Origin of the sequence: Pseudarthrobacter sp. fls2-241-R2A-127 (assembly GCF_030209355.1) — a bacterium.
Lineage (GTDB): Bacteria > Actinomycetota > Actinomycetes > Actinomycetales > Micrococcaceae > Arthrobacter.
The window spans coordinates 172,504-191,812 of sequence record NZ_JARVSF010000027.1 but is presented as its reverse complement, the minus strand read 5'-3'; the positions used below and the strand labels follow the sequence as shown (position 1 = coordinate 191,812).

General features: G+C 67.6%; 17 protein-coding genes. 4 read left to right on the top strand and 13 right to left on the bottom strand.

All coding sequences use genetic code 11. The features are described 5' to 3' along the window. Nucleotides 1–131: 131 nt before the first annotated feature. Nucleotides 132–1,643: an IMP dehydrogenase gene (guaB, locus tag QRN53_RS17090; protein WP_018760372.1), complete on the bottom strand. Its 1,512-nt coding sequence runs from the start codon at nt 1,641–1,643 to the stop codon at nt 132–134. Between the two features lie 202 nt (nt 1,644–1,845). After that, complete coding sequence (locus tag QRN53_RS17085) at nt 1,846–3,918, bottom strand: acyltransferase family protein (protein WP_285244999.1); 2,073 nt, start codon at nt 3,916–3,918, stop codon at nt 1,846–1,848. 160 nt (nt 3,919–4,078) lie between these two features. Between QRN53_RS17085 and QRN53_RS17080 the strand changes: the two genes are divergently transcribed. After that, complete coding sequence (locus tag QRN53_RS17080) at nt 4,079–5,038, top strand: DUF389 domain-containing protein (RefSeq protein WP_285244998.1); 960 nt, start codon at nt 4,079–4,081, stop codon at nt 5,036–5,038. Here the strand turns inward: QRN53_RS17080 and QRN53_RS17075 are convergent. After that, complete coding sequence (locus QRN53_RS17075) at nt 5,035–6,558, bottom strand: ATP-dependent DNA ligase (RefSeq protein ID WP_285244997.1); 1,524 nt, start codon at nt 6,556–6,558, stop codon at nt 5,035–5,037. The two genes, QRN53_RS17080 and QRN53_RS17075, sit on opposite strands and share 4 nt — an antisense overlap. 56 nt (nt 6,559–6,614) lie before the next feature. Here QRN53_RS17075 and QRN53_RS17070 point away from each other — a divergent pair, with 56 nt between their 5' ends. Continuing rightward, nucleotides 6,615–7,217 carry a dihydrofolate reductase family protein gene (locus QRN53_RS17070; RefSeq protein ID WP_285244996.1) on the top strand — a complete coding sequence of 201 codons (603 nt, stop codon included), beginning with the start codon at nt 6,615–6,617 and terminating at the stop codon, nt 7,215–7,217. Between the two features lie 75 nt (nt 7,218–7,292). Here the strand turns inward: QRN53_RS17070 and groL are convergent, their stop codons facing one another. The 3 genes from groL to QRN53_RS17055 form a co-directional block, all read right to left on the bottom strand. Then, nucleotides 7,293–8,903 carry a chaperonin GroEL gene (groL, locus tag QRN53_RS17065; RefSeq protein ID WP_285244995.1) on the bottom strand — a complete coding sequence of 537 codons (1,611 nt, stop codon included), beginning with the start codon at nt 8,901–8,903 and terminating at the stop codon, nt 7,293–7,295. A 79-nt stretch (nt 8,904–8,982) separates the two neighbouring features. Then, entirely contained in the window at nt 8,983–9,276 is a 294-nt protein-coding gene (gene groES, locus QRN53_RS17060) for a co-chaperone GroES (RefSeq protein ID WP_003805290.1), read from the bottom strand. A gap of 239 nt (nt 9,277–9,515) precedes the next feature. Then, entirely contained in the window at nt 9,516–9,896 is a 381-nt protein-coding gene (locus tag QRN53_RS17055) for a hypothetical protein (protein WP_285244994.1), read from the bottom strand. Between the two features lie 53 nt (nt 9,897–9,949). On the opposite strand from QRN53_RS17055, the gene QRN53_RS17050 reads away from it, so the two are divergent. Continuing rightward, nucleotides 9,950–11,194: a THUMP-like domain-containing protein gene (locus QRN53_RS17050; RefSeq protein WP_285244993.1), complete on the top strand. Its 1,245-nt coding sequence runs from the start codon at nt 9,950–9,952 to the stop codon at nt 11,192–11,194. Between the two features lie 25 nt (nt 11,195–11,219). Here the strand turns inward: QRN53_RS17050 and QRN53_RS17045 are convergent, their stop codons facing one another. Together QRN53_RS17045 and QRN53_RS17040 are read right to left on the bottom strand one after the other, a co-directional pair. Further along, entirely contained in the window at nt 11,220–12,038 is an 819-nt protein-coding gene (locus QRN53_RS17045; protein ID WP_285244992.1) for a shikimate 5-dehydrogenase, read from the bottom strand. A 41-nt stretch (nt 12,039–12,079) separates the two neighbouring features. Next, nucleotides 12,080–13,531 carry a glycoside hydrolase family 3 N-terminal domain-containing protein gene (locus tag QRN53_RS17040; protein ID WP_285245007.1) on the bottom strand — a complete coding sequence of 484 codons (1,452 nt, stop codon included), beginning with the start codon at nt 13,529–13,531 and terminating at the stop codon, nt 12,080–12,082. Nucleotides 13,532–13,898: 367 nt separating this feature from the next. Here QRN53_RS17040 and QRN53_RS17035 point away from each other — a divergent pair, with 367 nt between their 5' ends. Continuing rightward, the gene (locus tag QRN53_RS17035; protein ID WP_285244991.1) at nt 13,899–15,050 is read left to right on the top strand and encodes a glutamate--cysteine ligase; all 1,152 of its coding nucleotides are present in this window, start codon (nt 13,899–13,901) and stop codon (nt 15,048–15,050) included. 111 nt (nt 15,051–15,161) lie between these two features. On the opposite strand, the gene tsaD is transcribed toward QRN53_RS17035, so the two are convergent. The 5 genes from tsaD to alr are packed head-to-tail and all read right to left on the bottom strand — an operon-like array spanning nt 15,162 to nt 19,279. Then, complete coding sequence (gene tsaD / locus QRN53_RS17030) at nt 15,162–16,253, bottom strand: tRNA (adenosine(37)-N6)-threonylcarbamoyltransferase complex transferase subunit TsaD (protein ID WP_285244990.1); 1,092 nt, start codon at nt 16,251–16,253, stop codon at nt 15,162–15,164. Further along, nucleotides 16,250–16,759: a ribosomal protein S18-alanine N-acetyltransferase gene (gene rimI, locus QRN53_RS17025; protein ID WP_285245006.1), complete on the bottom strand. Its 510-nt coding sequence runs from the start codon at nt 16,757–16,759 to the stop codon at nt 16,250–16,252. The genes tsaD and rimI overlap by 4 nt, the downstream gene beginning before the upstream one ends. 5 nt (nt 16,760–16,764) lie before the next feature. After that, nucleotides 16,765–17,436, bottom strand: coding sequence for a tRNA (adenosine(37)-N6)-threonylcarbamoyltransferase complex dimerization subunit type 1 TsaB (tsaB, locus tag QRN53_RS17020; RefSeq protein WP_285244989.1), 672 nt, complete (start codon nt 17,434–17,436; stop codon nt 16,765–16,767). Continuing rightward, nucleotides 17,430–18,044, bottom strand: a complete 615-nt coding sequence (gene tsaE / locus QRN53_RS17015; RefSeq protein WP_285244988.1) for a tRNA (adenosine(37)-N6)-threonylcarbamoyltransferase complex ATPase subunit type 1 TsaE — start codon at nt 18,042–18,044, stop codon at nt 17,430–17,432. Before tsaE ends, tsaB begins: the two co-directional genes overlap by 7 nt. Further along, a complete protein-coding gene (gene alr / locus QRN53_RS17010; protein ID WP_285244987.1) occupies nt 18,041–19,279 on the bottom strand; it encodes an alanine racemase in 1,239 nt (412 codons plus the stop codon). The genes tsaE and alr overlap by 4 nt, the downstream gene beginning before the upstream one ends. Nucleotides 19,280–19,309: the final 30 nt, after the last annotated feature.

Genomic DNA, 19,309 nt, shown 5'->3' with positions numbered 1-19,309 from the left:
TCTTCCAACGCTACTCAGACTGGCTCAACACCAATTGACAGCTATAGGAGCATCATTTAAGGACGAGGAGGCCCGGGGAAACGAAAGGAGGCAAGGTTAAGAACCTTGCCTCCTTTCGTTCAGTCCTGTGTCTACCGCGAGCCGTAGTTCGGGGCTTCCACCGTCATCTGGATGTCATGCGGGTGCGATTCCTTCAGGCCGGCGGAGGTGATCCGGACAAACTTGCCGCGGGCCTTCAGCTCGGGGATGGTGGGAGCGCCTGTGTAGAACATGGTCTGGCGCAGGCCGCCAACCAACTGGTAAGCGACCGAGGACAGCGGGCCGCGGTACGCCACGCGGCCTTCGATGCCTTCCGGGATCAGCTTGTCGTCGCCGGAGACGTCAGCCTGGAAGTAGCGGTCCTTGGAGTAGGACGTGTTCTTGCCGCGCGACTGCATGGCGCCCAGGGAGCCCATACCGCGGTAGGACTTGAACTGCTTGCCGTTGACAAAGATCAGCTCGCCCGGAGACTCGTCGCAACCGGCGAGCAGGGAACCGAGCATGACGGTGTCGGCACCGGCCACCAGGGCCTTGCCGATGTCGCCGGAGTACTGCAGGCCGCCGTCGGCGATCAGCGGGACGCCGGCGGGGATGGCAGCTTTGGCGGATTCGTAGATGGCGGTGATCTGCGGAACGCCCACACCGGCCACAACGCGGGTGGTGCAGATCGATCCGGGCCCCACGCCTACCTTGATGCCGTCGGCGCCGGCGTCGATCAGTGCCTGGGCTCCCTCGCGGGTGGCAGCCTGGCCGCCGATGATGTCAACGTGCGCGGCAACAGGATCGGACTTCAGCCTGCGGATCATGTCCAGCACGCCCTGGGAGTGCCCGTTGGCGGTGTCCACGAACAGGGCGTCCACCCCGGCGTCCACCAAGGTCATGGCGCGTTCCCAGCCGTCACCGAAGAAGCCAATGGCTGCGCCCACGCGGAGGCGGCCTTCGTCGTCCTTGGTGGCGAGCGGGTACTGCTCGGCTTTGGTGAAGTCCTTGGTGGTGATCAGGCCCTTCAGCCGGCCCTGCTCGTCCACGAGCGGGAGCTTTTCGATCTTGTTGGTGGCCAGCTTGTGGGAGGCTTCATCACGGCTGATGCCCACGTGGCCGGTGACCAGGGGCATCTTGGTCATGACATCGCTGACAAGCCGGAGCGGGAAGTCGGACTCCGGCACGAAGCGGGTGTCGCGGTTGGTGACGATGCCCAGCAGGCGGTTGTCCTCGTCCACCACGGGCAGGCCGGACACTCGGTAGTGGGCGCAGAGGTCGTCCAACTCCCGCAGCGTGGCCTCGGGGCGGATGGTCAGCGGGTTGGTGATCATCCCGGATTCGCTCCGCTTGACCCGGTCAACCTGATCGGCCTGGTCGGCGATGGAGAGGTTGCGGTGCACCACGCCCAGGCCGCCCTGGCGGGCCATGGCGATGGCCATCCGGGACTCGGTGACGGTGTCCATGGCAGCCGAGAGCAGCGGGGTCTGCACGCTGATCCGCTTGGAAATCCGGGAGGACGTGTCTGCCTCGGAAGGGATGACGTCGGTGTGGCCCGGGAGGAGCAGGACGTCGTCGTAAGTCAGGCCAATGAAGCCAAAGGGATTGTGTTCGGGCTCGGTCATGAGTGCGCCTCTTACCTTGGTTGCTGGGTCACGGGTAGGGGTTGCAGCCGATGACCAGCCCGTTATTACGGAACTGGCCTGTGCAGACGTTCCTGCGGGACCACCATGGGATACGGCGTTCCGGGGGCAGAAAGTGTTGACTAAATATTAGAACCTCCGGCCCGATCCCCCTATTCCAGGCCCGCAATGTGAGCAACCGCACTCAGCTCCATCCCGTAGCGGCCAGCAGGCGTTGCTCGAACATGGGGATCATGGTTTCCACATACGTCCGGGTGAGGTGGTTGTCGTCCTTGTAGACGTAGACATTCCCCACCACGGCAGGGCAGACGCCCCGGGCGCAGATGAAATCGCTCATGTCCATCAGGTGCAGGCCCGGCACCTTGCCGCGGTAGTTTTCCAGCGGGGAGGGCTCCACAAGCGACTCTGCCAGTGACGGGTTGCAGGCCGGCGCATCGGCGCCATTGCGCTGGGCGCACTGCGGCATGTTGAACGTGAACCTGGGGTTGTCGCGAATGCCAACGATCTCAATACCCGCCTCGGCAAACGGAGCGACTCCCTCGAGGTAGCCGGGTACCTCCGTTTCGAACGGAGCGTCCTCGTGGGTCAGTGACGCCACCGTGAAGACAGCATCCGGAAGGTGTTCCAGGACGTAGGCGGAGCTGGCCCTGTTGTAGGCGTTGCATTCGGCGTTGCGGGCCTCCGAGTCCGCACCGAACCGGCATGCCGGCATGAGCAATGTCACCAGTTCCCAGCCGCGTGCAGCCGCTATCGGAGCCAGCGCGGCAAGGTACTGCTGGGCGTGCGAATCCCCCAGCACCACAATGCGTTTGGTGGCCGGTTCCTCCGGCAACTCCTGCCGGCAGCCCTCCAGGATGGGGTCGCCGGTGGCATTTGACCCGGTACAGGGCGAATCGATTCCCGCCCAGTCGTTGTCCAGTGCGGTTGGCCCGGGAATGGTCCTTGCCCGGGGGGCCGGCAGGTTTTCGTTCTCCGGGGTGAGCGCCAACGCACCCGGCGTCAGCTCGCGGGGCTGCGCCGCCGTCGCGCTTTCCTCAGCGGTGAGCGACGTCTGCCAGACGGCGACGGGGCCGGCCAGCAGCGCACCGCAGGCAACAATGACGACGGCGGTGCGCCACGCGCGGAGCTTGGGCCAGTGCCAGTCACGCAACGGCTTTTCAACGAAGCGGGTGGTAAGGACGGCCAGTACGAGGGCGGCGGCAACGATGCCGAGGCCCTGCTTGAGGTTCGGTGCGTCCACCCCCGTGGCCGCCAGCGCCAGCACCAGCACCGGCCAGTGCCAGAGGTACAGGGCGTAGGAGTTGTCGCCCAACGCAACCGCCGGCCGGCTGCTCAGGAGCCTGTCCACGCCGAAGCGGCTGCCGGACTGCCCCGCGACGATGATGGCGGCGGCCGCGAGCGTAGGCCAGAGTGCCACGTACCCCGGGAAGGAGCGGTCGACCGTGAGGACCAGTCCGCATGAGACCATGCCTGCGAGCCCCGCCCAGCCCAGGACCACCCTCAGGGCGCGCCCGGGCCTGAGGTAGGGCAACGCCAGCGCCAGCAGGGACCCCAGCGCAAACTCCCAGAGCCGGGCACGGGTATCGAAGTAGGCGTAGGCCTGGTTGGCACCGGTCTGCTCGACGGAGTATGCCAGGGACACCGCGAACACCGCCCCGAAAACCAGTGCCAGGAGCCCACGGTAGGTGACCCGCTGAAGGCCGGTAAAGCGGCGCAGCAGGTTCAGCACCGCGGCGGTGGCGGCGAAGATCAGCGGCCACAGGATGAAGACCTGCCCCTGGATGGACAACGACCAGAAGTGCTGCAGCGGGCTGGCCCCGGCGTGGTCCTGGGCGTAGTAGTCCACCGCGGCGTCCGCCAGCAACCAGTTCTGGCTGTACAACAGCGAGGCCCAGGCTTGGTCCAGGACCTGCGGCCATCGGCCCTGGGGCAGGATCAGCCACGTGCCGGCCAGCACTCCGAGGATCACGACGACGGCGGCCGGCAGCAGTCGCTTGAAGAGGCGCAGCCAGTGGGCCATCAGCCGGAAGGGCTGGCCCGACTCTGCTTTGCGGACGAAGGAGAGCGTTAGCAGGAAGGCCGAGATCAGCAGGAAGATGTCCACGCCCCCGGACACGCGTCCCAGCCAGACGTGATAGGCCACCACCATGAGGACAGCGAGCGCCCGGAGTCCCTGGACCTCTGGCCGGAAGGACGGTTTGCGGTTGGTGCCGGAGGGGGTTCCTGCCGGTTCCGGCACCGTCCGGGTTCCCGTCATCGACACTCCAAACCCCTCACGCCACCAGCCAGCCAAAACATTAAGCCTACGCACCCTGGTTTGGAACGGCCAATCCGGGCGTCGGCGCAAACTAAGCTGGGCCCAGGCGTGGAAGGGAGCCGGCGTGATTGTCCAATTGCGGATTTGCGTGCCAGGAGATTTGTCTGGCGTCACACTGCGGACCTGCCAGGACCAAGTGGGTACTGCGGGGGTTGCTTTGGTCCCCGGCGCGTCCGTGGTGCCACCGGGCGACGTGATCGAGGTGCAGATCGCCAGGGAATCCGTGGAGGAACTCCTGGAGAAGCTGGGGGCCCTGAAGATCCGCGACGTGGGATCGGTGGCCATGACGACGCCTGAATTCGTCCTGTCCAGGAATGCCGACCGGGCTGAGCATGCGGCACCCGGGGACGGCGCCGATGCGGTGATCTGGGATGACGTGACGCGGCAGACGGGCGAGGATTCCCGGCTCACGTGGAACTTCCTGGCCTTCCTCGTGCTGGCCACCCAGCTGGCCGGAATCGGCATCGTGACCGATTCGCCCATCGCCATTGTGGGTGCCATGGCGGTGGGCCCCGAGTTCGGGCCGCTGGCCGCCCTCGCCGTTTCGCTGGCCACCCGGCAGTGGAAGCTGGGCCGCCGCGCTGCCATCGCCCTGGGTGTCGGGTTTCCGGTGGCCATGCTGCTGGCGGCACTGACGGCGTGGCTCTCCGTTCCGCTGGGACTCTTCCCCACCGATGCGCTGGATACCGGCTCGGCCGTCGAGTTCATCTACCATCCTGGCCCGTATTCACTGATTGTTGCCGTGCTGGCGGGTATCGCCGGGATGCTGTCGATCATCGGCCGGCGCTCCGCGGCACTGATCGGCGTGTTCATCTCGGTGACCACGGTCCCGGCCGCAGGCTACGTTGCCGTTGCTTTGGTGCTGGGTGAATATCCGAAGGCGGCCGGCTCGGCCCTGCAGCTGTTGCTGAACCTCGTCGGCATCGTCGTGGCCGCCGTCGCGGTCCTGCTCTTCTACCGTTTGGTGGCCAGGCGGCGGCCCGCGGCAGCGGCGCGGAGCGTGCGAAGCCAACCGGGCGGCACCCGCACCGGCCTCTCCGGCAAAGGCACAGTCCGCTAGGGACGCAGCAGCGCGCGAAGGGCCTGGATGGTATCGGCTTCGGCCGGGGATTTATCGTCCCTGTAGCGTTTCACCCTGGCAAACCGCAGGGCGATGCCGCCCGGGTAGCGCGGTGACTGCTGGACGCCGTCGATTGCGATTTCGACGACGGTGACCGGCTCAACCCACACAGTACCGCTGGTGCGCCGCACCTCAAGCTCCTGGAATTTCTCCGTCTGCCAGCGCAGCAGCTCGTCGGTGAGCCCCTTGAAGGTCTTCCCCACCATCACGTAGCCGCCCGGTTCACCGAAGTCCCCTTCAGGGTCCAATGCCCCAAGGTGCAGGTTCGAGAGCAGTCCGGTCCGGCGGCCCGACCCCCATTCACAGGCAAGCACCACCAGGTCGTAGGTAAGCACGGGCTTCACTTTCACCCAATTGGATCCCCGCCGCCCCGCCGCGTAGGCGGACCCGATCGCCTTCACTACCACGCCCTCGTGACCTGCAGCCAACGCGTCGCGGGACACCCGTTCAGCCACGTCCGGGTCCGCCGTAATTTCGCCCGGGATCCGGTGGCCGGGCGCTATCCGCTCCAACACCTCAATACGCGTGGACAAGGGTTCGTCCAGGAGGTCCCGCCCATCGATATGCAGCACGTCGAAGAACCAGGGGTGCAGCACCGTTTCCCGGACGGCGTCCGCACCGAACCGGGCCATGGTTTCCTGGAACGGCCGCGGACCGCCGTCTTCGTCGAGGGCGAGGGTTTCGCCGTCGAGAATCACATCCTGGACCGGGAGCCCGCGCACCAGGTCCACCACCTCCGGGAGTCGGTGCGTGACGTCGGCGAGGTTGCGGGTGTAGACGCTGATGTCGTCGCCGGCGCGGTGCACCTGGATCCGGGCGCCGTCGAGCTTGTATTCCACAGAGGCCTCCCCCGTGGTTTCCAAGGCTTCGCCCGCGCTGGAAGCCGTGGCGGCAAGCATGGGCTGAACGGGGCGGCCGACGACGAGGCCCACCGCTTCCAGCTCGGCTGCGGTTCCCGTCATGGCAAGCAGGGCGGTCCCGCCGAGATCCCCCGAGAGCATCACGGCGCGCCGTACGGCAGCGACGGGCCTGTCCGAAGCGCGGGCCACGGCATCGGTCAGGACGCCGTCGAGTGCGCCGGTGCGCAGCTCACCGAGCAGGACGCCCGAAATAAAGGCCTGCTCCCCCGCCGTCGCGGCCCGCATCAGGTCCCCCAGGGTAGCGGCTCGGCCTGCCGCCGAACCTGCCCCAGCGGTGGCGAGCAATCTGTCCAGTGCCGCGTCGAGGCCGGCCACGGTGAGGCTGGCCTCCCCTGCCGGTTCGGCCTTCGAAGCCGCCACACTGCGCCATCCCACGCCCACGCGGCCCTGCCGGGGTTTCGCAGCCAGCAAGCCCACCGCCGTCGGAATCTCCGCCGGGTCAAGCCTGCGCAGCAGGTCCGCCAGCGCATCGACCTTCGCAAGCCGGGAGCGGGTGGACGCCACGGCGTCCGACGTTTTGACGAGCTCAAGGAGCAGCATGGCACCATCCTGCCACGGCTCTGGACACGGTCCCGGCGCCGTCCCAGAATGGGCGCGTGGGAATCATCAAGGCGAACCTGTTCATGACCCTCGACGGCGTCTACCAGGCACCGGGCGGCCGGGAGGAAGACCCCGAGGGCGCATTCGACTTCGGCGGCTGGCAGGCACCCGTGTCCGATGACGAATCCGCGGCCTCGATTGTGGCCGAGATCAGCCGGATGGATGCCCTGCTGCTCGGCCGGAAGACGTATGACATCTTTGCGTCCTACTGGCCGCACCAGGCCGGTGACATTGCCGACATGCTCAACCGGGTACCCAAGTTCGTCGTGTCCGGTTCCCTCACGGAACCTGGCTGGGCCGGAACCACGGTGCTGCGGGATCCTGCGGCGGCGGGCAGGCTCCGGGACCAGTACGGCCAAGTGCACATGTTCGGCAGCGGGGTGCTGATCCGGTCACTGCTCGCAGCAGGAACGCTGGACCGCCTGCACCTCTGGCTGTATCCGGTCACGCTTGGGCAGGGCAAGCACCTCTTCGCCTCCGTGACGGTGCCCTCAACGTTCCGCCTCGCAGAGCCGGTGCGCAGCTTCCCCATGGGCGCAGTGTCGCTGGTTTATGAGCCTGCGGGCGGCGTAGTGACCCAGGAGATGGCGGCCACCTAGTCCCCACCCGCCGTCCGGGCATACAAAAAACCGGCCCAGCGGATGCTGGACCGGTTTCCTGTTGCAGGTAAAGCGTTAGTGGCTGTGGCCTGCGTGCTCGTCCTCTTCAACGGGTTTCTCCACTACCAGGGTCTCGGTGGTGAGAACCAGGGCAGCGATGGAGGCCGCGTTGCGGAGGGCCGCACGGGTGACCTTGACGGGGTCGATGACACCGGCAGCGATCAGGTCCTCGTACTCGCCGGACTTGGCGTTGAAACCATTGTTGGTTTCGAGCTCGGCCACCTTCGAGGTGATCACGTAGCCGTCGAAGCCGGCGTTCTGGGCAATCCAGCGCAGCGGCTGCACCAGGGCGCGGCGGACGATGCCCACGGCAGCAGCAGCGTCGCCTTCGAGTGCCTTGACGGACGGGTCCTCATCCAGTGCCTTGAGGGCGTGGATCAGGGCCGAACCACCACCGGCCACGATGCCTTCTTCGAGGGCAGCGCGGGTGGAGGAAACGGCGTCCTCGATGCGGTGCTTCTTTTCCTTCAGCTCGACTTCGGTGGCAGCGCCTACCTTGATGACGCCGATGCCGCCGGCCAGCTTGGCCAGGCGCTCCTGGAGCTTTTCACGGTCCCAGTCGGAGTCGGTGCGGGTCAGCTCAGCGCGCAGCTGGGCCACGCGGCCGGCAACGTCCTCGGCCGAACCGGCGCCGTCGACGATGGTGGTGTTGTCCTTGGTGACGGTGATACGGCGCGCGGTGCCGAGCACCTCCAGGCCAACGGTGTCCAGGCTCAGGCCCAGTTCCGGGGACACGACCTGTGCGCCGGTGAGGGTGGCGATGTCCTGGAGCATGGCCTTGCGGCGGTCACCGAAGCCCGGTGCCTTGACGGCCACGACGTTCAGGGTGCCGCGGATGCGGTTGACGATCAGCGTGGACAGGGCCTCGCCGTCGACGTCCTCGGCGATGATGAACAGCGGCTTGGAGCTCTGCAGCGCCTTTTCCAGCAGCGGCAGGAATTCCTGGATGGAGGAGATCTTGCCCTGGTTGATCAGGATCAGGGCGTCCTCGAGGACAGCTTCCTGGCGTTCGGCGTCGGTGACGAAGTACGGGGACAGGTAGCCCTTGTCGAACTGCATGCCCTCAGTCAGGACCAGTTCGGTCTGGGTGGTGGAGGACTCTTCGATGGTGATGACGCCATCCTTGCCCACCTTGCCGAAAGCCTCGGCGAGGAGCTCGCCGATTTCGTCGCTCTGCGCCGAGATGGCGGCAACGTTGGCAACCTGGGTGCCTTCGACCGGGCGGGCGTTCTCCAGCAGGCGGGCAGCGACGGCTTCAACCGAAACTTCGATGCCGCGCTTGATCTGGCCGGGGGCAGCGCCGGCGGCAACGTTGCGCAGGCCTTCCTTAACCAGGGCCTGTGCCAGGACGGTGGCGGTGGTGGTGCCGTCACCGGCAACATCGTTGGTCTTGGTGGCGACTTCCTTGGCCAGCTGGGCGCCAAGGTTCTCGTAGGGGTCGTCCAGTTCGACTTCGCGGGCGATGGTGACGCCGTCGTTCGTGATGGTGGGGGCGCCCCACTTCTTGTCCAGGACGACGTTGCGGCCGCGGGGGCCGAGCGTCACCTTGACTGTGTTGGCGAGCTTATCGATGCCGGCCTCAAGGGCCCGGCGGGCAGCGTCGTCAAACGCAAGCTGCTTTGCCATGGTTTTGTCCTTTCAAAGACAGAAACCCCGCACTGCCGGCCAGCATAAGCGTGGCCGGCGGCACGGGGATCCGAAAGAGTTACTTGACGACGATCGCCAGTACGTCGCGGGCGGAGAGCACTAGGTACTCGGTGCCCCCGGTCTTGACTTCAGTTCCGCCGTACTTGGAGTAGATGACGACGTCGCCAACGGCTACGTCAACAGGAACGCGGTTGCCGTCTTCGAAGCGGCCGGGGCCTACTGCAACAACTTCGCCTTCCTGCGGCTTCTCCTGTGCGGAGTCCGGGATGACCAGGCCGGAAGCCGTGGTCTGCTCGGCTTCGAGCGGGCGGACAACGATACGATCCTCAAGAGGCTTAATAGAGACCGACACTCGGACCTCTCCTTTTCGTCAGCAAATTCGTGGACTGGAAAGCTTCCCGCCCTGGCTGGCAAACCGTCGTCGCGGTGCCGGCAGCAGCCTGGCTGGCAGCTCTTCATGTATTAGCACCCTCCGGGGGAGAGTGCTAATTGAAACTCTATGTAAGGGTTAGCACTCGGTCAAGGTGAGTGCCAACTTTTCGTCATGGGCGTATTCGGTTTCGCCCCGTTAGGGCCCCGCGCCGGACCGTCTCAGCGGCCCAGGTCGTCGAAGTCCACGTCCTCGCCGCCGTCGGCATCACTGCCGCCCTTCTTGCGGCCGCGGAACAACACCCATCCCGCAGCGGCCGCGGCGAGCAGCGAGGCAACGAGGACGAAGATGCTGCCAGCCCGCGCGCCGTCGTACAGTCCGCGGATATCGCGGGCTTCCTGCGTGTTGTCCGAGATGTCGTTGCCGCCCACCGAGTAGACGGTGGCGTTGAACGTGTCCAGGACAAAGATGATGATCAGGAGCGCGATGCACACCACCGCCACCACGGCGGCGGCGATAAGGACCGGGCGGGCATACCGGGCAGGACCACGTTCCTTGGGTTCGTGTTCGCCGGTCTCCCCGGAGGCTGCGGTTTCATCCATGATGTCCACACTATCGGCAACCCGGCGTACGCTCCTCCATTAGGCTGGAACCCATGGCTCACGCTCCCCAGGACCAGATTGCACCGCTGCTGACCCCCGAAGGCTGGGAGCTGCTGGCATCCCTTGGCCCCTACCGGGAAGAGGATTCCTTCGCACTCAACTCGGCGCTCCGGAAGGCCGGCCATCCTGCGGGGATGGTCTCCGCGGTCCTGACCCAGTCACGGCTGCGCACCAAGGCAGAGGCGAAGTTCGGTGAGTTCGCCCGCCAGATGCTGTTCACCCAGGCAGGGCTGGAGCAGGCCACCCGCCTGAATGTTGCGGCGCGCCACGCGCAGCGCTTCGCCGCTGCCGGGATCAGCCACGTGGCGGACCTGGGCTGCGGCCTCGGCGCCGATTCCCTGGCCCTGGCATCCCTTGACCTCAACGTCACCGCCGTCGAAATGGACGAGACCACGGCGGCCTGCGCCACGGTGAACCTGATCCCCTTCCCCAACGCCACCGTGGTGCACGCGGACGCGGCAGCCGTGCCGCTGGACGGGGTGGACGGCGTGTGGCTGGATCCTGCCCGTCGGGTCACCTCCACGTCCGGCACCAAGCGGATCTGGGACCCGGAGGCGTTCTCACCGCCGTTGTCCTTCGTTGAATCGCTCGCGGCGTCGGGGAGGGCGGTGGGCGTCAAGATGGGGCCCGGCATGCCACACGAATCCGTGCCCGCCGGCTGCGAAGCCCAGTGGGTGTCGGTAGCCGGAGACGTCACCGAGGTAACCCTGTGGTTTAACGCCGTCCGCAGGCCGGGGGTGCGCCGCGCCGCACTGGTCCTTGGCCCGGAAGGTGCGGCCGAACTGACCAGCGGCAACGATTTCGGTGCAGGCCCCACGGCTCCGGTGGGACCGGTGGAGGGCTACCTTTACGAACCCGACGGCGCCGTGATCCGGGCCGGGCTGGTGGCGGATGTCGCGCTGGAACTCGGCGGCCACCTGGTGGATGAGCACATCGCCTACATCTGTGCGCCTGAACTCCTGGCCACGCCGTTTGCCCGCGCCTACAAGGTGCTGGAAGTCATGCCCTACAACGTCAAGGCGCTCAAAGCCTGGGTGAAGCAGGAGGGCATCACCGTGCTGGACATCAAGAAGAGGGGCACCGCCGTCACCCCGGAAGAACTGCGCAAGCAACTGCTGCCCGGCGGAAAGGCGGCCGGCAAGAAGGGCGCCGGCAAGGCCGCCACCCTGGTCCTGACCCGGATTGGCGAGGACCGGGTAGCCGTCGTGGTGGAACCCGTCCCAACGGACATGCCGTAGGCGCAGCCGGACGGCCGCCCGTCCGCTACTGGGCGCGCATGAACTCCTCGGCGGCCCGCACCTGCTCCGCCGTGGGCCGCACCCCGGTGTACAGGACAAACTGTTCCAGCGCCTGGATGGTGGCCACCTCGGCTCCGGTTATAACCGGCTTACCGGCGGCTCTGGCGGCACGGATCAGCGGCGTCTCGGCGGGCAAGGCCACCACGTCGAAGACCAGGCGGGCCGCTTCGATTGCCTCCGCCGGGAACGACACGGTGTCCGCTTCCGTCCCGCCGGCCATGCCCAGCGGGGTGACGTTGATGATGAGGTCGGCCGTCCCGCCGTCGAGCGCCGCCCGCCACTGGAAACCGTACTGGTCCGCGAGCGCCCGGCCGGACGCCTCGTTCCGGGACAAGACCGTGACGTTGGTGAAGCCGGCGTCCCGCAAGGCCGCCACCGTGGCCTTCGCCATCCCACCGGATCCCTGCACCACCACGGAGTAGCTGGCGGGGACCTGGTTGGAGGCCAGGAGCTGCTCAATGGCCGTGTAGTCGGTGTTGTACGCCTTGAGGTGGCCATCCGTGTTCACGATCGTGTTCACGGAGTCGATGGCCTGGGCGGACGGGTCCATCTCGTCCACCAGCGCAATGACGTCTTCCTTGTAGGGCATGGAGATGGCGCAGCCCCGGATGCCCAGCCCGCGGACACCCGCGATGGCCTGCTCCAGGTTGGTAGGCGCGAACGCCTTGTAGATCCAGTTCAGGTCCAGTTGCCCGTAGAGGTGGTTGTGGAACCGGGTCCCGTTGTTGCTGGGACGGGCGGAGAGCGAGATGCAGAGGGTCATGTCTTTATTCAGAATGGGCACCTGACCATTAAACGCGCTCCCCCGCTGCTCCCGCTCGCAGGTTACGGGCTGCAGCCGGTTCCGGCAGGATAGGGCCCGACGGCGGCGGGAAGTTTTCCGGGTGCCGTCGCTTTGCCTGCCAGGACAGCGGCGAGGGCGTCGAACGCTGTGTCGTTGCGGCCGTAGAGGGCCAGCTTGACCGGCGCGGCGGAGTCCTGCAGCGGCCAGGGTGCATCCAGGGCGACGGCGATGTCGCCGCCTCCCGGTTTTCCGCCGAAGCCTATGAGGTTGACCACGGGTCCGGAGCCAACTGCCAGGCCGGCACGGGCGGCGGCGGCCTCGAAGCGTTCGCGGTCCCCCGGGCCACCGCCCTCGACCCGCACCGAACCCGGCACCAGGGGCCCGTGGCACGGGCCGGACAGGACCGTCACGGCGGACGCCGAGACCTTGGCTGACAACGCTGCGCCGCTCCCGGGCGGAGCACCGGCGCCGGGTGTCCCGGCCGGGGCCGCCGTCCGTGCGTGCCACGTCATCATGGTGGCAACGCGCCGGGCTGCATCATCCAGCCGCGCTGCCGGGAGGGTTCCGGCGGCCAGCGCCTGGAGGATGGCGGCATGCGCCTGTTCCACGTCAGCGGGCATCAGCAGCAGGTCAGCGCCCGCGGCCAGGGCCTTCACGGCGGCGGCGCCGGCAGGATACTGGTTTTCCACGGCGCCCATGTTGAGGGCATCCGTGACCGCAACACCCTGGAAGCCCAGGCCCCGCAGCGCCGCGTAGCTTGGGGCGGAGAGCGACGCCGGCACGCCGGGTTCCAGCGCGGGAACGGCGATGTGCCCGGTCATGATGACCGGCAAGCCGGCAGCCACGGCGGCCTGGAAGGGTTTCCAGTCCCTGCCCCTAAGCTCATCGAGGGTGGCCGGCTGGACAGGGAGGTTCAGGTGGGAATCGGTTGTCACCGAGCCGTGCCCCGGGAAGTGCTTGACGGTGGGGAGGATGCCCGCGTCCAGCATGCCCCGGGAGAACGCCACGCCCTGTGAGGCCGCCACGGCCGGATCGGCGGACATGGACCGGGCGCCGATAGTGGGGTCCTTGGGGCCGATGGTTACATCCGTGTCGGGCGCGAAATCGAGGTCGAACCCCAGCGGCACCAGCTCTGCGGCCAAGGCCTTGCCGGCCTGGTGGGTCAGGTCCTCGTTGCCTGCGGCCCCGTAGCTCATGGGCACCGGCCATTCGGTGAGCGGGGCGCCCAGGCGTGCCACTGCCCCGCCCTCCTGGTCCACGCCGATGATCCCGGGCCATGGCCGGCCGTCCGCGGCCGCAGCCTGCCGCAGCCGCTGGGTCACAGCCCCCATCGCGGCCACGTCCACTTTCCCCTGGGGGTCGCGCGGGACGTTGTCGCCCATGATGATGGATCCGGCCAGGTGCAGGCGCTGGATGAGCGCGGCGTGGGCTTCCACCTGGTTGCCTTTGAAGAACGGGAGCAGCACCTGCCCGGCCTTTTCCTCCGGGGACATGGCCGCCACAGCCGCCGCGGCGGCGTCCTGGTCCCGTTGCTCCGGACCCCACCCCAAAGGCCGGGAACCCGGGTCCGGCGAGGATGAAGCGGACGGTCCTGCCGGCGTCGTACTTTCCGGGGCGGACGCAGCGCCTGAAGGCGTGGCGGACGACGGCGGCGCGGCACTCGGGGAGGCTGTGCAGGAGCTCAGGGCAACGGCTGACAAAGCCAGGATGAGGGGAAAGGATTTGGCGGGGCTGAGACGCAGCGGTAACGGAGCCATCAGTACGATGCTACCCCTGGACTAGACTTGGACCATCCGTTCGCCTGCCGGCTGCAGCCTGTGAGCGGCACCAGCCAGCGGCAACCGGACAGTAAGGAAACGTGTGAAGATCGACTTCGCGTCATCGAGGCAGTCAACCCTCGGTGTTGAGTGGGAGCTCGCTTTGGTGGACGGGAAGACGGGCGAGCTCGCTTCCGTCGCCAACCAGGTACTCCGCGGCGTGGCCTCCCGGCACCCGGAACTCAACGAAGACGACGAACACCCGCACATCAAGCAGGAACTGCTGCTCAACACCGTGGAACTGGTCACCGGGATCTGCGAGACCGCCGCCGAAGCCAAAGAGGACCTCAACCGGTCTGTCGCCGCTGTCCGCGAAATCACCGATCCCATGGGCGTGGAGTTGTTCTGCGCGGGCAGCCACCCGTTCAGCCCTCCCCAGCTGCAGCCGGTCACGGACAAGGCGCGCTACGCCAAGCTGATCGACCGGACCCAGTGGTGGGGACGGCAAATGGTCATTTACGGCGTCCACGTCCACGTGGGGCTGGACCGCCGGGACAAGGCGCTGCCTGTCCTGGACGGCCTGGTCAACTACTTCCCGCATTTCCAGGCGCTCTCTGCGTCCAGTCCCTTCTGGGGCGGTGAAGACACCGGCTACGCGTCCCAGCGGGCCTTGATGTTCCAGCAGCTACCCACCGCGGGCCTGCCCTTCCAGTTCAAGTCCTGGGAGGAATACGAGGCCTACGTCCAGGACATGTTCACCACGGGTGTCATCGACACCATTTCCGAGATCCGCTGGGACATCCGGCCCGTGCCGGCCCTGGGCACTATTGAGATGCGCATCTGCGACGGCCTGGCGACGCTGGAGGAAGTAGGGGCCATCGCCGCCCTCACCCAGTGCCTGGTGGATGAGTTCTCCACCATCCTGGACAACGGCGGCACCATTCCCACCATGCCGCCGTGGCACGTACAGGAAAACAAGTGGCGCGCCGCCCGGTACGGCATGGACGCCATCATCATCCTGGACGCCGCCGGCAAGGAACAGCTGGTCACCGACCACCTGCTGGAAACGCTGAACCGGCTGGAGCCTGTGGCGGCCAAGCTGCGCTGCTCAGACGAACTCGCCGACGTGGAGAAGATCATCCGCCGCGGCGCCGGGTACCAGCGCCAGCGTCGCATTGCAGCGGAGAACGGCGGAAACCTTCAGGCCGTGGTACTGGACCTGGTCAAGCAAATGCGAAACGGCCCCACCGCCTGATCCCCGCCGTCCCGAAACGGGGCACTTCGACACGGACACGCCGGCCGCCGTCGTGATGTCCGATGGCGGCGCCGCCAAAGTGCCCCGCGACGGTTCGCCGGGGCCAGGGTTTCAGGCCGGGAGCGATACCGAGGTGACGGGCAGCGACGAATCCGGGGCGAAACCGATTCCGCTGGGTTCCACGCCGGCCATCACCAGTTGCGCACCGAGGGCGGCCACCATGGCGCCGTTGTCCGTGCACAGGTCCAGCGGCGGGACGTGCAGCCTGATACCGGCGGACGCGCAGCGTTGCCCGGTCAATTCCCGCAGCCGTGAGTTGGCCGCCACCCCGCCGCCCAGCAGGACGTCCTTGATTCCGTGCTCGCGGCAGGCCAGCACTGCCTTGGACGAGATCACATCCACCACCGCTTCCTGGAACGCGGCGGCGATGTCGGCCACCGGGATCTCCTCCCCGCGGGCCTCGAACTGCTCCACGCACCGGGCCACCGCCGTCTTGAGGCCACTGAAGGACCAGTCGTAGCGGTGCGGGCCTGGTTCGTCAGCCGTGCCCATGTACTTGGGCTGGGTCAGTCCGCGGGGGAAGCGGATGGCCTTGGGATTGCCGTTGCGGGCCACCTTGTCGATGGCAGGCCCGCCGGGGTAGCCCAGGCCCAGGATGCGGGCCACCTTGTCGTACGCCTCGCCGGCGGCGTCGTCGATGGTGGCGCCCAGGAGCTCCACATCACTGGTGATGCTGTTGATGCGGAGGATCTCGGTGTGGCCGCCGGATACCAGCAGGGCGCCCAGGTTGGCGGGCAGGTCTTGGTTCTTCCCGGTTGCCCGGTCGTCCAAGAGGCCGACACCAACGTGGGCCACCAGGTGGTTGATAGCGTACAGCGGCTTGCCGGTGGCGACGGCGAGCGCCTTGGCGGCGCAGACACCCACCATAAGAGCGCCCGCGAGCCCAGGGCCGGACGTCACCGCGATGGCGTCCACGTCGGCCAGGCGTACGCCGGCGTCCGCCAGTGCCTGCTCCAGGGTGGGCACGAAGGCGTCCAGGTGTGCCCGGGAGGCAATCTCCGGGATGACCCCGCCGAACCGGACATGCTCGTCCATCGAGGAGGAAACGGTGTTGGCCAGGAGGGTGGTGCCGCGGACCACCCCCACTCCTGTCTCATCGCAGGAAGATTCGATGCCCAGTACCAGGGGCTGCGTGCGGTTCATTGCTTGCCTGCTACCGTTGCGTCGTGTCCTTCAGGGTGAGGCTCGGCAAGCGGAAGCCGCATGATCAGGGCGTCCACCCCGTCGCGGTAGTAGCGCGGACGGATGTGGATTTGTTCGAAACCGAACCGCAGGTAGAGCTGTTGGGCCCGCGGATTGTCCGCCCGGACTTCGAGCAGGACGTCCGCGGCGCCACGGCGGCGGGCCTCCCCGATGAGCCGGGTGAGCAGGTCGCTGCCGATGCCTCGTCCCTCGTACTCCGGGACGACGGCGATGGTCTGCACGTCGGCAATGGGTTCGATGCACATCAGGCCGGCGTAGCCCACAATGCCGTCGCCGCCCTCTGCCACCAGGTAGCGGCGAGTTTCCGGCTGGGACAGCTCGTCCAGGAACATCTGAACGGGCCAGGCATCGATCGGGAAGAGCCTGTGTTCGAGGAGCCCCACGGCGGGAACATCGTCCAAGGTCATGTCGCGGACCGTGATCTCCGCCGTCTGCGGATCCGGCATGGTGCTCACAGTGCCCGCTTCCGTGGTCCGGGTACCTGGGCGTCCGACTCCCGCAGGTACAGGGGGGTTGAGTCCAACAGGGCTTCCCCGGAGGCCAGCCTGGCGAGGGCGGACTGGCCGAGGTACAGCGCGTCCGGCTGCTCGGCAGCGAATTCCGGGTGGGCTTCCACAACGTCGCCGTACAGCCCTGCGCCGGCACCGAAGGCAGGCAGGTCCGGCAGCTCCGCGGCGACACTGACGTGCGGGCCGTCCTGGAGCAGGGGCAACTGGCCGTCGGCCAAGCTGTAGCGGGCCCAGTAGACCTCCTTGCGGCGGGCATCGGTGACCACCAGGAATTCCGGCACAGCGGCGGTGGATTCGGCCACTTGCAGGGCCACGGCATCGAGGCTCACCAGCCCGTGCAGGGGCTTGCCCCAGACAAACGCCAGCGTCCGGGCCGTGGCAATGCCGGATCGCAGCCCGGTAAACGGTCCGGGACCGACACCCACTACCAGGGCATCGATGTCCGCGCCGCTGACTCCGGCCTCGGACAACATGGCCTCGATCCCGGGGGCCAGTACCTCGGCGTGGCTGCGGGTATCCGCCGTCGCGAAGCTCGCGATCACGCTTTCGGGCGCGTCGTCGGAGACCAGGGCGGCGCTAGCCACAGCGGAAGTGTCAATGGCGAGGATCAGCATGGGAGTCCCCCTTCAAAGCCGCCCAGCGCAGGTGCTGTTGCCCAGCGGGGCCCGTATCCGCGCACCACGATGGTGCGCGGTTCGTCAGTGTCGTCGTCGTCAAAGTCCAGGGTTCCGGACGGCCCGCTCCTGGTCCCTGCCTCACCGGAAGCCTCTCCGGCGCTGGCAAGGCCAATCGCACGGTGCAGGTCGATCTCCAAGCGGTTCTCGCTCAGGTGCTCCACCCGGTCGTGACCCCACTCCACCACGGTCACCGACGAGTCCATCGTATTCTCGAGGTCGATATCATCGATTTCCGCCGCAGAGCCCAGACGGTAGGCATCCACGTGCACCAGGTCCGGGCCGCCGGGACGCGGGCCGTCGGCCAGGTTGGGGTGGATGCGGACCAGGACGAAGGTGGGTGAGATGATGCCTGCGCGGACGCCCAGCCCCTCCCCCAGGCCTTGGGTAAAGGTGGTCTTCCCGGCGCCCAGTTCGCCGGAAAGGACCAGCAGGTCTCCGGCCCGGAGTACCTCCGCCAGATGCCTGCCGAACGCCTGTGTCTGCTCCGCCGTCGTCGCCGTCAACGTCTCTTCCCAATTGGCGGCCGGCTGCCCTGTGCTGCTCATGCCGCTCCCGCCGCACCGGGTACGCCAGCCAGGCCGTTGGTGCTGCCGGCCGGCTGGTCCTCGTTGATGAAGCGGCGCGGAACCCGGGGGCTGATCCTGGTAACTACTTCGTAGTTGATGGTCCCGGCGGCGCGCGCCCAGTCGTCAACTGTGGGGCCGCCGTCGGCACCCTCCCCGAAGAGCTCGGCTTCCGCGCCCTGCAGCGCCCCGCCGGGTGCTTCGGGCCCGAGGTCGATGACCATCTGGTCCATGGCGATCCGGCCCACCACGGGGTAGGTCTTTCCGGCGACGCGGACGGGACCTCCGGTGGCGACGCGCGGGACACCGTCGGCGTACCCCAGCGGAATCAACGCCAGGGTGCTGGCCTCCCTGGTCCGGTAGTGGAGGCCGTAGGAAACCCCCTGCCCGGCGGGGACCCGCTTGCATTGTGACACCAGGGTACGCAGCGTCATGGCAGGGCGGAGGCCAAGCTCCGCCGACGTCTGCCCCTCGAACGGCGACAGCCCATAGATGCCCAGGCCAACCCGCACCAGGTCAAAGTGGGTGTCCGGCCGGGACAAGGTGGCGGGGGTGTTGGCCAGGTGCCGGACTTCCGGGTCCACGCCCGCGTCCTCGGCAATGGCCAGCGCTTCCCGGAACGCCGCCAACTGGTCGTCGGTTTCAGGGCGGTCCGGCTCATCGGCCACGGCCAGGTGGGAGAAGATTCCCACCACACGCAGCAGCCCCTGGTCCTGGTACTCCACGGCTTCGCCCACCAGCCGGTCCCAGGCTTCGGGGGTGGCGCCGTTGCGCCCCAGGCCGGTGTCCACCTTGAGGTGCACCCGGGCGGGGCGCTCCTGCTCGCGGGCGGCGGCAACGATCCGTTCCAGTTCCCACCCGGAGCAGCCAATGTCGACGCCGGCGGCAACGGCGGCGCCGAAGTTGCTGTCGGTGGTGTGCAGCCAGGCAAGCAGCGGCGCGTCGATGCCGGCAGCCCGGAGCGCGAGGGCCTCGGAAATGTGGGCTACCCCCAGCCAGGACGCGCCCGCTTGCACGGCCGCGCGGGCCACGGGTACGGCGCCGTGCCCGTAAGCGTCAGCCTTGACCACGGCCATGACTTTCGCAGGGGAAGCGGCGCCGGCCAGCCGGCGGACGTTGTGCCGGATGGCGTCCAGGTCGATCACGGCGGACCGTTCGTGGCGGGGGTCCGGCCCGGAGGCAGCACTGAATTCACCGGTTGTTGCGGGGTAAGTCACCTAAGTGATTCTAGTGCGGGCACTTCGCGC

Excerpts from the sequence above, each read along its gene's own strand:
- guaB (WP_018760372.1), bottom strand. The coding sequence starts at position 1,643 with ATGACCGAGCCCGAACACAATCCCTTTGGCTTCATTGGCCTGACTTAC.
- QRN53_RS17085 (WP_285244999.1), bottom strand. The coding sequence starts at position 3,918 with ATGACGGGAACCCGGACGGTGCCGGAACCGGCAGGAACCCCCTCCGGC.
- QRN53_RS17075 (WP_285244997.1), bottom strand. The coding sequence starts at position 6,558 with ATGCTGCTCCTTGAGCTCGTCAAAACGTCGGACGCCGTGGCGTCCACC.
- groL (WP_285244995.1), bottom strand. The coding sequence starts at position 8,903 with ATGGCAAAGCAGCTTGCGTTTGACGACGCTGCCCGCCGGGCCCTTGAG.
- QRN53_RS17055 (WP_285244994.1), bottom strand. The coding sequence starts at position 9,896 with ATGGATGAAACCGCAGCCTCCGGGGAGACCGGCGAACACGAACCCAAG.
- QRN53_RS17050 (WP_285244993.1), top strand. The coding sequence starts at position 9,950 with ATGGCTCACGCTCCCCAGGACCAGATTGCACCGCTGCTGACCCCCGAA.
- QRN53_RS17040 (WP_285245007.1), bottom strand. The coding sequence starts at position 13,531 with ATGTCCCCGGAGGAAAAGGCCGGGCAGGTGCTGCTCCCGTTCTTCAAA.
- tsaD (WP_285244990.1), bottom strand. The coding sequence starts at position 16,253 with ATGAACCGCACGCAGCCCCTGGTACTGGGCATCGAATCTTCCTGCGAT.
- rimI (WP_285245006.1), bottom strand. The coding sequence starts at position 16,759 with ATGCCGGATCCGCAGACGGCGGAGATCACGGTCCGCGACATGACCTTG.
- tsaB (WP_285244989.1), bottom strand. The coding sequence starts at position 17,436 with ATGCTGATCCTCGCCATTGACACTTCCGCTGTGGCTAGCGCCGCCCTG.
- tsaE (WP_285244988.1), bottom strand. The coding sequence starts at position 18,044 with ATGAGCAGCACAGGGCAGCCGGCCGCCAATTGGGAAGAGACGTTGACG.